Annotated in this window: 11 protein-coding genes and 1 pseudogene; 9 read left to right on the forward strand and 3 right to left on the reverse strand. The window is 53.0% G+C overall.

Annotated elements, in window-relative coordinates:
* The first annotated feature begins 62 nt into the window (after positions 1-62).
* Positions 63-2,366, forward strand: a complete 2,304-nt coding sequence (locus L6D80_RS08980; RefSeq protein WP_176514950.1) for a YgiQ family radical SAM protein — start codon at positions 63-65, stop codon at positions 2,364-2,366.
* A 36-nt stretch (positions 2,367-2,402) separates the two neighbouring features.
* Here the strand turns inward: L6D80_RS08980 and L6D80_RS08985 are convergent, their stop codons facing one another.
* Entirely contained in the window at positions 2,403-2,990 is a 588-nt protein-coding gene (locus tag L6D80_RS08985; protein ID WP_176514948.1) for an LOG family protein, read from the reverse strand.
* Between the two features lie 348 nt (positions 2,991-3,338).
* On the opposite strand from L6D80_RS08985, the gene azu reads away from it, so the two are divergent.
* Entirely contained in the window at positions 3,339-3,788 is a 450-nt protein-coding gene (azu, locus tag L6D80_RS08990) for an azurin (RefSeq protein WP_054900216.1), read from the forward strand.
* 122 nt (positions 3,789-3,910) lie between these two features.
* Here azu and nadE read toward each other — a convergent pair.
* Positions 3,911-4,222: pseudogene (gene nadE / locus L6D80_RS08995) on the reverse strand (NAD(+) synthase); the annotation flags it as partial.
* Positions 4,223-4,606: 384 nt separating this feature from the next.
* Here nadE and L6D80_RS09000 point away from each other — a divergent pair.
* The 4 genes from L6D80_RS09000 (at position 4,607) to L6D80_RS09015 (ending at position 9,830) form a co-directional block, all read left to right on the forward strand.
* Entirely contained in the window at positions 4,607-6,238 is a 1,632-nt protein-coding gene (locus L6D80_RS09000; RefSeq protein ID WP_173891261.1) for an NAD+ synthase, read from the forward strand.
* 126 nt (positions 6,239-6,364) lie between these two features.
* Positions 6,365-8,629, forward strand: a complete 2,265-nt coding sequence (locus L6D80_RS09005; RefSeq protein WP_173891260.1) for an nSTAND3 domain-containing NTPase — start codon at positions 6,365-6,367, stop codon at positions 8,627-8,629.
* A 347-nt stretch (positions 8,630-8,976) separates the two neighbouring features.
* A complete protein-coding gene (locus tag L6D80_RS09010) occupies positions 8,977-9,462 on the forward strand; it encodes a DUF4365 domain-containing protein (protein ID WP_156747498.1) in 486 nt (161 codons plus the stop codon).
* Positions 9,459-9,830 (forward strand): hypothetical protein, encoded by a 372-nt coding sequence (locus L6D80_RS09015; protein ID WP_173891258.1) that lies wholly within the window; start codon positions 9,459-9,461, stop codon positions 9,828-9,830. The genes L6D80_RS09010 and L6D80_RS09015 overlap by 4 nt, the downstream gene beginning before the upstream one ends.
* A gap of 588 nt (positions 9,831-10,418) precedes the next feature.
* Here the strand turns inward: L6D80_RS09015 and L6D80_RS09025 are convergent.
* Positions 10,419-10,736, reverse strand: a complete 318-nt coding sequence (locus tag L6D80_RS09025) for a helix-turn-helix domain-containing protein (RefSeq protein WP_082916832.1) — start codon at positions 10,734-10,736, stop codon at positions 10,419-10,421.
* Positions 10,737-10,928: 192 nt separating this feature from the next.
* Between L6D80_RS09025 and L6D80_RS09030 the strand changes: the two genes are divergently transcribed.
* The 3 genes from L6D80_RS09030 to L6D80_RS09040 form a co-directional block, all read left to right on the forward strand.
* Positions 10,929-11,324 (forward strand): hypothetical protein, encoded by a 396-nt coding sequence (locus L6D80_RS09030; RefSeq protein WP_173891257.1) that lies wholly within the window; start codon positions 10,929-10,931, stop codon positions 11,322-11,324.
* Positions 11,325-11,327: 3 nt separating this feature from the next.
* Positions 11,328-11,909: a hypothetical protein gene (locus L6D80_RS09035; protein ID WP_236183037.1), complete on the forward strand. Its 582-nt coding sequence runs from the start codon at positions 11,328-11,330 to the stop codon at positions 11,907-11,909.
* A 12-nt stretch (positions 11,910-11,921) separates the two neighbouring features.
* Positions 11,922-12,099, forward strand: a 178-nt coding sequence (locus L6D80_RS09040) for a transposase (RefSeq protein WP_473811945.1), incomplete at its 3' end; no start/stop codon positions are given.

Genomic DNA, 12,099 nt, shown 5'->3' on the forward strand with positions numbered 1-12,099 from the left:
GTCAAAATTTGTGCTATATTCCGCGCCCGCGATTTCCCTGCACACCAGAACCGGTCACTGACATGCAAGCAGCCAAACCACTCTACGACTATCCCAAGTACTGGGCCGAATGCTTCGGGCCAGCACCGTTCCTGCCGATGAGCAGGGAGGAGATGGATCTGCTCGGCTGGGACTCCTGCGACATCATCATCGTGACCGGTGATGCCTACGTCGACCACCCGTCGTTCGGCATGGCCATCATCGGCCGTCTGCTGGAAGCCCAGGGCTTTCGCGTGGGCATCATTGCCCAGCCGAACTGGCAGTCGAAAGACGACTTCATGAAGCTTGGCGAGCCGAACCTGTTCTTCGGCGTCGCGGCCGGCAACATGGACTCGATGATCAACCGCTACACCGCGGACAAGAAGATCCGCTCCGACGATGCCTACACCCCTGGTGGCCTGGCCGGCAGCCGTCCGGACCGCGCCAGCCTGGTGTACAGTCAGCGCTGCAAGGAAGCCTACAAGCATGTGCCGATCGTACTCGGCGGCATCGAGGCGTCGCTGCGCCGCATCGCCCACTACGACTACTGGCAGGACAAGGTTCGTCACTCGATCCTGATCGACGCCAGCGCCGACATCCTGCTGTTCGGCAACGCCGAGCGTGCAGTGGTCGAGGTGGCCCAGCGCCTGTCCAACGGCGAGAAGATCGAGACCATCACCGACGTGCGCGGCACCGCCTTCATACGCCGTGACACCCCGCAAGGCTGGTACGAGATCGACTCCACGCGCATCGACCGCCCAGGCCGCGTCGACAAGATCATCAACCCGTACGTGAACACCCAGGACACCCAGGCCTGCGCCATCGAGCAAGCCAAGGGCGACCAGGAAGACCCGAACGAAGCCAAGGTCGTGCAGATTCTCGACAGCCCGAGCGTGACCCGGGAAAAGTCGGTGATCCGCCTGCCTTCGTTCGAGAAGGTGCGTAACGATCCCGTACTCTATGCCCACGCCAACCGCGTGCTGCACCTGGAGACCAACCCGGGCAACGCCCGCGCGCTGGTGCAGAAGCATGGCGAAGTGGATGTGTGGTTCAACCCGCCACCCATCCCCATGAGCACCGAGGAAATGGACTATGTGTTCGGCATGCCTTACGCCCGTGTGCCGCACCCGGCCTATGGCAAGGAGCGCATCCCGGCCTACGAAATGATCCGCTTCTCGGTGAACATCATGCGCGGCTGCTTCGGCGGCTGCACATTCTGCTCGATCACCGAGCACGAAGGCCGGATCATCCAGAACCGCTCGCAAGAGTCGATCCTCAACGAGATCGAGGAGATGCGCGACAAGGTACCGGGCTTCACCGGCGTGGTTTCCGACCTTGGCGGCCCGACCGCCAACATGTACCGGATCGCCTGCAAAAGCCACGACATCGAGAAGCACTGCCGCAAGCCGTCTTGCGTGTTCCCCGGCATCTGCGAGAACCTCAACACCGACCACAGTTCGTTGATCGAGCTGTACCGCAAGGCCCGTGCCTTGCCGGGCGTGAAGAAGATCCTGATTGCCTCGGGCCTGCGCTACGACCTGGCTGTGGAGTCGCCGGAGTACGTCAAGGAACTGGTCACCCACCATGTTGGCGGCTACCTCAAGATTGCCCCGGAGCACACCGAGCGTGGCCCGTTGGACAAGATGATGAAGCCAGGCATCGGTACCTATGACCGCTTCAAGCGCATGTTCGAGAAGTTCTCCAAGGAAGCGGGCAAGGAGCAGTACCTGATCCCGTACTTCATCGCTGCCCACCCGGGCACCACCGATGAAGACATGATGAACCTGGCCCTGTGGCTCAAGGGCAACGGCTTCCGCGCCGACCAGGTGCAGGCGTTCTACCCGTCGCCGATGGCCTCGGCCACGGCCATGTACCACTCGGGCAAGAACCCGTTGCGCAAGGTCACCTACAAGAGTGAAGGGGTGGAGATCGTCAAGAGCGATGAGCAGCGCCGCTTGCACAAGGCCTTCCTGCGCTATCACGATCCGAAGGGCTGGCCGATGCTGCGAGAGGCGCTGCAGCGCATGGGCCGTGCCGACTTGATCGGCCCGGGCAAGCACCAGCTGATCCCGCTGCACCAGCCGCAGACTGACACGTACCAGAGCGCTCGCCGCAAGAATTCGACCCCGGCCGGCAGCCATAAGGTGGGCAAGGACCAGAAGATTCTTACCCAGCATACGGGCCTGCCACCGCGTGGCAGTGATGGCAGCAACCCGTGGGACAAGCGGGAGAAGGCCAAGGCTGAAGCGTTCGCCCGCAACCAGCAGGCGGCCAAGGAGCGCAAGGAAGCGGCCAAGGGTGGTGGCGGCAAGGGTAAGAAGCCGCGTCAGCCCGTCATTCCGCGCTGAACCGGGGACCGCGAAGCGGTCCCGGCATGTCAGCCTTCAATCAGGTTGCTTGTCGACCCACTTGGGCAGCACCGGCGCCTCGAACCGCTCCATCCCGTCCAGTAGCGCATCGGCCTGCTGCTCAAGTAGCAGCATCGCCCGATGCTGCCGCCGCACGAAGCCTTCTTCGACAATATGGTCGAGGAAACCACCCAGCTTCTCGTAGAAGCCATTCACATCCAGTAAGCCCAACGGCTTGGCGTGATACCCCAGTTGGCCCCAGGTCCACACTTCAAACAACTCCTCCAGCGTGCCCAGGCCCCCTGGCAGGGCGATGAAGGCGTCGCTCAGCTCGGCCATGCGTGCCTTGCGCGCGTGCATGCCGTCCACCACTTCCAGGCGGGTCAGGCCACGGTGGCCGATTTCAGCGTTCATCAGGCTCTGGGGAATGATCCCGATCACTTCGCCGCCAGCCGCCATGGCTGCGTCGGCGACCGTGCCCATCAGGCCGACGGCGCCGCCGCCATACACCAGGGTCAACCCGCGACGGGCGATGGTCTGGCCCAGCGCGACGGCGGCTTCACGATAAGCCGGGTTGGCACCGATGCTGGCGCCGCAGAATACACAAACGGAACGTACAGGCATTGCTCATCTCCAGTCACATGCGTGCACAGGGTACGGCCGATGCCTGCGCGTTCCAAGGCTGCTTTCACTCTGGGCGGGAGAATTCGCAGATAGCGCCGCTGGCGCCGTGAGCGTAGGCAGCAAGCAGACTGTTCATGAAACTTGAGAGGGACATTGCAATTGCTCCTAAATGAGAGGTTGTCCCATCGTCTATTAAAAGGGCATGATGTGCTCTTAGATTGGTTGTATACAATCCATTGAACAATTCTACTGGCTGGCCACTTGACACCCTCTTGACGCATATCAGCAAGGGGAGCGTTGGCTTCAGGCAGTCTCGCAATTGATAAAACCCTGCCAAGGAGATTCATGATGTTTGCGAAAGCTGTAGCGGTATCCCTGCTGACCCTCGCCAGCGCCTCTGTCTTCGCAGCCGAGTGCTCGGTAACTGTCGAATCGACGGACCAGATGTCCTATACCACCAAGGAATTCACCGTCGACAAGAGCTGCAAGGAATTCACCGTCAAACTCACCCACTCCGGCAACCTGCCGAAGAACGTCATGGGCCACAACCTGGTGATCAGCAAGACTGCCGACATGCAGGCCATTGCCAGTGAAGGCATGACCCAGGGCATCGACAAGGGCTACTTGAAGGAAGACAACGCCAACATCATCGCCCACACTGCGATGATCGGCGCGCCAGAGAAAGAAACCGAAGTGAAGTTCGACACTTCCAAGCTGGAAGCCGGTGGCGATTACAGCTTCTTCTGCACCTTCCCGGGCCACATCTCGATGATGAAGGGCAAGGTCGTCGTAAAGTGATGACTGTTTGAAACCAGGGGAGGGCTTCGCCCTCCTTTCGCGGGCAAGCCCGCTGCCACAGGCACCCCACTAAACGCGCTTTAAGTAGGGGTACTGTGGGGGCGGGCTTGCCCGCGAAGCTTTTATGGGGCGAATGGTAATTCGCGCTTGTGCTGGGTCTTGCGGTAGGTAGCCACGATGATGTCGAACGCGGCCTGATCCACCGGCTGCCCCTGCAGGAAGGCGTCGATCTGCTGGTAGGTCACGCCATGCGAGGCCTCGTCCGGCTTGCCCGGTTCCAGGTCTTCGAGGTCCGCAGTCGGCACTTTCTCCACCAGCGCCTGCGGTGCGCCAAAGCTGCGTGCAATCGCCCGCACCTGGTGCTTCACCAAGCCACTCAGCGGCGCCAGGTCGCAGGCACCATCACCAAACTTGGTAAAGAAGCCCATCACCTTACTCCCCCCAAAATAGTGCCCAATACATCGATGGTAAAGGGTCCTGCTGGTATGGGTGAGGTGTGCATAATCCATAGCCTGCACAACAAAGAAAAAAATTTCAAACAGTCCAATCGCGTCGGCCTTGCTTGAAATACAGGCACGGTGAGATTGCCTGATGGGGCATAATGAATCGGTTATCACGAGGTGCTGCGACAGGTAGGGCGTGGTTCCCCTGTGAGCGTTGGGTGACTGGAGAAGCTCTCCTCAGGAGCCGTTCGGTGGAACATCAGTTGAGCCACCAATATGTATTTCATTCATGGATCTAGCTCAACCTCCGCTGAGAAGCTTTGGCCCAAGGCGCAGAATCTCGTAGATCCCACGTAAGGCCTTTCTGGAGGACCCATGGAGCAGCGTTTGAGAGTGGTAATGGCCCAGTTGAACATCCGCGTCGGAGATGTTCACGGTAACGTCGAGAAAATCATCGAGGCGGCTCATAAGGCTCGGGATAAGGACGGCGCTCAGGTCATCGTCTTCCCAGAGCTGACCCTTTGCGGTTACCCGCCTGAGGATCTACTCCTTCGCTCTAGCATGCAGAGCCGCATTGAGAAAGCGCTTGAGCGCGTTCGAGAAGCGGCGCGTGGCATCGTCATCATCATTGGCTTCCCATGGGTTGAAGCCGGTTCTCGATACAATAGCTGCGCGGTCATTTCAGATGGAGAAGAGATCGCGCGCTATTACAAACAGCGGCTGCCCAATTACCGTGTGTTTGATGAGAAGCGCTATTTCGAGTCAGGCAGCGGCCCATGCGTCGTCAACCTGTTTGGCATCCAGGTAGGGATCACTATCTGCGAAGATATTTGGTTCTCGGAGCCCCTCAAGCAGGCCTGTGATGCTGGAGCGCAGATCATGCTGACGCTTAATGCGTCCCCATTCCACCGGGGTAAGCAAGCCGAGCGTGAAGAGCTTCTTGCTCAGCGAGCCCGCGAATGTGCAATCCCGATGATTTATGTGAATCAGGTCGGTGGTCAGGACGAACTGGTATTTGACGGCAACAGCTTTGTTGTTGACGGTAGTGGCAAGGTCACCCAGCGCGCTCCAGCGTTCGAAGAGGGATTGTTCGTAGCTGACTTCCAATGCTCAGAGAGCGCCTTGGAGCCAGTTCCTGGTGTTGTGACTGATCTACTGAGTCTGGAAGCCAGTGTGTACCAGGCATTGGTTGCGGGGGTACGTGACTACGTTCAGCGCAATGGTTTTAAGGGTGTAGTTCTTGGGCTCTCTGGTGGGATCGACTCGGCACTCTGCCTAGCGGTTGCGGCTGATGCGTTGGGAGCCCAGAACGTCGAGGCAGTCATGATGCCTTACCGCTACACCGCTCAGATGAGCCAAGACGATGCCAAGGAAGAGGCAGAGATCCTTGGCGTCAAATATAGCGTTTTGCCAATTGCTCCGATGGTAGAGGCTTTCCTTGAGACGCTTGCACCCGAGTTCGAAGGGCTGGCTAAAGACACGACGGAGGAGAACCTTCAGGCACGGTGTCGCGGCACGATGCTCATGGCCATCTCTAATAAAAAGCGCTATCTCGTACTTACTACTGGTAATAAGAGTGAGATGGCCGTCGGCTACGCGACACTCTATGGAGACATGGCGGGCGGATTCGATGTTCTGAAGGATGTGCCCAAGACGCTTGTATTTAAGCTTTGCGAGTACCGCAATACTTTGGGGTATGTGATCCCGCAACGAGTAATCGACCGTCCGCCATCAGCAGAACTTGCCCCTGATCAGAAAGACGAAGACTCGCTGCCGCCTTATCCAGTACTGGATGAGATCTTGCGTCTGTACATTGAGCAGGACCTGTCCGCTGACGCTATCATCGAGCATGGCTTTGACGCTGAGATAGTGCGTAAGGTGATACGTCTGGTAGATCTGAACGAATATAAGCGTCGGCAAGCAGCAGTAGGGCCGAGAATCACTGAGCGTGGGTTTGGGCGAGATCGCAGATATCCCATTACCTCCGGTTGGCGTATTGGGGACTGATACTCTGTTCTTAAGACGGTAGATAGGCTCTAAGCTGGATATTGGTAAGCCTATCTACCTGCCTAACTTCTCACTAGCCGGGTTTATAATTACTGGCATGTAGCTCACAATTGAGTGAGGCGATCTGTGAACGAGTATGATTTTTCAAGGCTGAACGACAAAGAGTTCGAGGTTTTTTGTACTGATCTGCTCAGTGCAAGGGAAGGCGTGAAGTTTGAAAGATTCAAGCCGGGACGTGACGGTGGAGTTGATGGGCGCTACTTTAAGTCTGAGGGTGATGAGTGGGTTCTTCAATGTAAGCATTGGGTTTCGACGCCTTTAGAAAAGCTTGTTAGGCATATTGATGAGTCTGAAAGTCGGAAAGTTACACGGTTGGCACCAAGTCGTTATATTTTAGCGGTCTCTCACTCGCTCTCGCTAAATGATAAGAAGATCTTGATGCAGAAGCTTTCGCCTTTTGTTCTGTCTCCAGAAGATATACTTGGGCGAGAGGATTTGAATGATGTCCTGGCAAAGCATCCAGATGTTGAAAAACGACACTATAAGCTTTGGATTGCTAGCTCCAATGTCTTGAGCTATTTCTTCAATAAACCCATGCATGATAGAAGTCAGTTTGAGATCGAAGAGATCATGGACGCTTCTAAACTATATGTTCCTACTCTCAATCATAGTGAAGCGCTTGAGAAGCTAGAGTCTACCAAGGTCGTGATAATTACTGGCCCTGCTGGTATTGGTAAGACGACTTTGGCGGGGCAGCTGATTTTGCAGTATGTTGCGCAGGGCTTTGAGCTTTCAGTTATTTCTGACGATATTAAAGAGGCTGAAGGGGCTTTTAACCCTGATTCAAAGCAGATTTTTTATTTTGACGATTTTTTAGGTCGTAACTACTTGGAAGCGCTCTCGGGGCATGAGGGGGCGAAAATTGTCAAATTCATTAGTCGTATAGTCAAAGACTCAAAAAAGCGATTTGTGTTGACGTCTCGAACTACTATCCTTAACCAAGGAAAGATTCTAAATGACGTATTTCATAACTCAAATGTAAGTCGCAATGAATTTGAGGTAACGCTAGCGTCCATATCGAAAATGGATAAGGCTCGAATTCTCTATAATCATATTTGGCATTCTGATTTGGGTGGCGATTATGTTGAGGAACTATACTCGCATAAACGTTATCGAACCATTATTGATCATCCAAATTTTAACCCTAGATTGATTAGGTTCATTACCGACGCTCAGCGATTGGAAAGTGTCCCGTCAAGCTTATACTGGTCACATGCAACTGCATTGCTGAACAACCCTTCCCAGGTCTGGGATCATCCGTTCCAAGCGCAGCTTGACGACTGCGGTCGTACTCTGGTTCTACTGGTTGCAATGAATGGCCGCCTAATAACTGAGTCTGAGCTTTCAGAAGCATTCTCGCGTTTCTTATCTGACCCAAGTGCAGCTAGTCTCACAGGTAAGAAGGATTTCATATTAAATCTTCGCCATCTTTCTGGCTCAATGCTCACTAGATTTGTAGCTGGTGAAAGTCATACCTTTATTCGATTGTTCAATCCTTCTTTGGGGGATTTTGTGATCAACAGATACGCAAGCAATGGGCCTGCTTTGCGGCAATGCTTCGGTAGTCTTAAGACAGTTTCCTCTCTGAGGACCTTGAAAGACATGTCGGATAACAAAATAATCAAAAATGAAATGGCTGTGGACGTAGTTCGCCATGTCTTTGCATGTGTCTCGGAAATGAATTTCCTGGGATGTGATTCGGAGTTTATTGCTCACTTGTGCATTGTCAGGTCTGAGCTTATAAGACCTTTTTGTACTTCAGATGATAATCTTCTAAAAGCGATTGATTTCGTTGCTGGTGAGAAGTGTGGGCGATCATTTGAATCGTCAGCGCGACTCCTTTTGTGGGGGATGCGTAGGGGGCTTGTTACTAAGGATTTGGTCGAATTATTCTTGGATGGTGCTTTTGATAATGATCCTCATCATCAAGAATTATTGACGTTATCGCAAATCGTTAGATGCTTTGATATATCTGGGAATGAATCGCTCTACGAAAGGTATGACGAGGTTGTTACAGAGCATTTGATTGCAACAGTTGAAGACGAGTTTCCGGAGTCTGAGATTTTTTCTGATTGTAGTACGCGGCATGAAGCCAGAAGAAAGATGATGGGGATAATGGATGAGCGGGCGCTTGAGCTGGGGGCGATTGATCCATCAAGCGTTGCCGATAGCGTTGTTGGCTCTGTGAATGTTGATAAATATTACGACAAATATTTTTATGAGGAAGAACATGAGCCTGACTACTATTCCTATCGGGAACAGCGAATTAGTTCGCCGGTGTCTTCTTTTATAGCCATTGACCCAATTGATGACTTGTTTTCACGCGATTGATTATTTGCGACTTCATTTACGTGGTAGTAGCTGATTAGTGGTCGTTTTTGTCAAACCATCCTCTGGCTCACTCTGCCGTCGTCCCCGATGCTGCTTTTTGACGACCACTTGGCTACCTATCTCACACTTGGCTCTCAGGGATCGAAAGCTGTATCGCTGTCACTGAGAGCGTCCCCTGGCCACCAAAGCCTTTGGTGCTAAGATTTGTGGTTTGGCAGCAGCTTCACATGAGATTATCCTTCAGGAGGAACGCATGGGTGCGGAGACTTCTATCGTATTCACGCTGGGCAGAGGAAGTCTCTCTGGTCTCATCTAAATATTGAAACTATGCTTTCTTTGGGGGTTTTGTGAGTGACGTAACAGGTGCTCGTGGTGAGTTCAGTGTGGGCTTCAGCATGATGCGGGACGTTAATGGGAAACCTTTGTTTTTTGTGAGGCACTTGGGTGAGAAAGCGAATTTACTTGATTTTATGGTAAACTTGCTTGACGGGGATGAACAAGAGACTGGAGAGTTTTTTATGATCCAAGTCAAATCAACAAAGGCAGCAAAATCAACAGGAAGTATCCCTGCTAGATTCAAAGCTGCTGAAGTAAGTGCTGCACATAGTCGGAAGGTTCCTGTTTACCTTGTGGCTGTTGATGATGCGCCGGGCCGTAATAGAGAAATATTCTTTATTGCAATTGATAAAAATAGACATGCTGGTGTTTCTCTCGTGCCAAGACTGCACGATCTCAATTGTGATGTGACGCTGGAATCGCTACGTGACGAGGTTCGAGCACACCATGCGAGCAAACTTGATAACTTTGTATCTAAATTTGGGGTCGATAAATGACTAGCCCTGTGCGCGTGGAACGCGCCAAACTTGCTGTTTCGCTTGCGCTTGCCTATAAAGACTTCGAGGTTTATAGAGATGTACGCGCTGGTGAGCATTATTTCGATATAAAGGCTGAAAAGCTTGTTGGAGATAAATATGACACCTTCTACGTATTGATCGAAGTGGTGCCGAATACGCCTAGATTTAGTATAAAGTTGGCAAGTGAGACGAGGCGATTGTCAGAAGTCGTAAAGCGACCTGTTTATTTTGTAAGGATAAAGGACAATGCTGCTGAGGTGATGCTTGATCCTAGGCTTCAAAAGCGAGTTCTATTCCCGGCTACAACAAGACTGCTGGACATGCCAGACTTTGGCCCAAGTCTATAATAACCGTAAATTCTCTAGCCTTGGGCAATTGCAGGCAGCTACGCGATTAATCAAATTCAGTGAGAGGCACCATGCATCAAAATTTAACGGAAGAGGAGATGCGCCAAGCGCTTTTTGGATCTGCCGAGAAGACAGCCAGCGCTACGCAGAATCATCAAGCCCCAGCCAAGGCCAAGAGTAAGATGTCAAAGTCTTATACGCCAGGGCTTACGGTGGTCTTACACGTCGGTAATGATTTTGAAGGGCAGAGGTTTGAGTTTATATACCAAGCAGACACGTTGAGTTCCCTTCTGGCTCAGCAAAACGCTTTGAAGGTAGCAAGAAAGAAATATCGATACGCTGAAGTCGTCTCGGTAGCACCTATGTAGGCTGACGACCAATTCCTGCGATTGGGCTGCTGACTCCTCCGGGAGCGTCAGATGGCCACCGCAGTCAAAAGCCATGTGCTGATTTCTAATCTTCAGCCGAGACCTTTCCGTTCTGCTCCTTGTAGCGTAAGGACTGAGCTTGACTCGATGGGATGAGCAAGAATTTTTGCAACAATCCGAGCAAGGCTTTGTTGCCCTGCCACCACCCGCGAAGGTGGTTTCACAGGGGGCCGAGGGTCTGAACAAGCTCCATCAGCTCGACTAGGGCCTCCCTCGCAACCACAGTAGCTTCTTCTCCTGCTGATTCCGCCTCAACCAAAGCGACGAGCGATACGGCACCTATGCCTAGGACGTCCGCCAGCCCCACGATTGTGGAAAGAGACGGCGAATACTGGCCTCGTTCGAGCATGCGGATGTAACGCTCGCTGACGACCGAGGAGAAGTCCTCCTGGGTCATTCCCTTCAGCAACCGCAGGCGCTTGAACGCTAGGCCGAAAGCCAGGTTGTTCTCCATTTTCGCGTGCTCAAAACGGAGCATTCAACACCTTGCGCGCCTCCCCGAACAGGAAGTATGCTTCCGATCATTGTTACCGGAACAATACTTCCGGTGCGACAGTGGCGCCGATCTGCCTGCATCGTGCCCGCTCGCAGCCGCCCTGATGAGGTTGGCCAGGGCGCACGCAGAGAGGCCGTTTGATGATCCATTCAGGACCTCACCAAGGAGGCGGTTGTGGAAAAACGCGATGAAGATGAGCTGATAGGTCGATATTCCGAGTTGTTTAGGCAAAGCGCGCAAAACCCTGTTGGGGTGCCCTATTGGGGTGTTCAATGCGATGTAGGCTGGTATCCCCTAATCGATAGGTTGTGCTCGAAAATCCAAGGCAGGATTAATAATCTCAAATCCCCAGAAGTGACAATCATACAAATCAAAGAGAAGGATGGAAGCCTGAGAGTCAGCTACCACGGTGGTGATGATTACATTGCAGGCTTGATAGATATGGCGCAGGAGTTATCCAGTTGCATTTGTGAGGTGTGTGGCTGCTCTGGAGCTAAAAAGAAGCTATTACTCGGCTGGATTAAAACGCTATGTGAAAGCTGCGAGAAAAAATTAAACGAAGGGATATAGATAATGCTCCTCACTCATCCTGCTGCGCTTAAAAAGTCGTTTATGAATGATAGCAAACATCACGAGTGGCGGTTCGTGATTTTAGGATTCAACAGTCCTTGGATTCATGTGACCCAGACTGTTCTGAAAAAAGGCAAAGCAGTAGAAAGCAAAACGCTAATAGTCACTGATCCGTGTGAATTGCATAATATGCATAAAAGTATTAGTGCGGAAGTGTGCTATGAGGAGGCGTATCTCATAACCTCAGCTCACATCAATCAGTCGTGGGGATGCAATCAGAACTTGCTGAAGCAAATAGACCGAGTTGTCGAGCATACAGAGGACCACATCAATATCTACCATGTCTACACGGTCGACAATGGCAGAAAACTGCTATCGAGTGCTCCGCTCGTAGAGCCGGATAGCCGCAGCGTTACGACCCTCTATGAAGCACCTGTAGAGGTTGCGCGCCGCTGGACTCAGCAAGAAACAATATGCAATACCCGCCGATTAGAAATTCTGCGTGCTGCGTCAACGCTACATGGTGGGGACCCAGGGAATCTCCGAACAAGCCTTCAGTTATGCGAGAATCCCCGCAACACCTGATCCGAGCCGCCCATGAGCCAGATGAGCTTTTCCGACTTTGAGTACGCCGGCAAGCGCAAGCAAACCCGCCGAGAGCGCTTCCTCGCCGAAATGGATCAGGTGGTGCCCTGGGCAGGCCTGCTGGAGCTGATCGAACCGTTCTACCCCAAGGCCGGCGGCGGTAGAAAACCCTATCCTCTGGAAACCATGC

The organism is Pseudomonas ceruminis (assembly GCF_021602025.1).
GTDB classification, from domain to species: Bacteria; Pseudomonadota; Gammaproteobacteria; order Pseudomonadales; family Pseudomonadaceae; genus Aquipseudomonas; species Aquipseudomonas ceruminis.

Bases quoted from the DNA above. Each gene is read 5' to 3' on its own strand.
- L6D80_RS08985 (WP_176514948.1), bottom strand. From the start codon at position 2,990: ATGCCTGTACGTTCCGTTTGTGTATTCTGCGGCGCCAGCATCGGTGCC.
- L6D80_RS08980 (WP_176514950.1), top strand. From the start codon at position 63: ATGCAAGCAGCCAAACCACTCTACGACTATCCCAAGTACTGGGCCGAA.
- L6D80_RS09025 (WP_082916832.1), bottom strand. From the start codon at position 10,736: ATGCTCCGTTTTGAGCACGCGAAAATGGAGAACAACCTGGCTTTCGGC.
- L6D80_RS09035 (WP_236183037.1), top strand. From the start codon at position 11,328: ATGCTCCTCACTCATCCTGCTGCGCTTAAAAAGTCGTTTATGAATGAT.
- L6D80_RS09015 (WP_173891258.1), top strand. From the start codon at position 9,459: ATGACTAGCCCTGTGCGCGTGGAACGCGCCAAACTTGCTGTTTCGCTT.
- azu (WP_054900216.1), top strand. From the start codon at position 3,339: ATGTTTGCGAAAGCTGTAGCGGTATCCCTGCTGACCCTCGCCAGCGCC.
- L6D80_RS09000 (WP_173891261.1), top strand. From the start codon at position 4,607: ATGGAGCAGCGTTTGAGAGTGGTAATGGCCCAGTTGAACATCCGCGTC.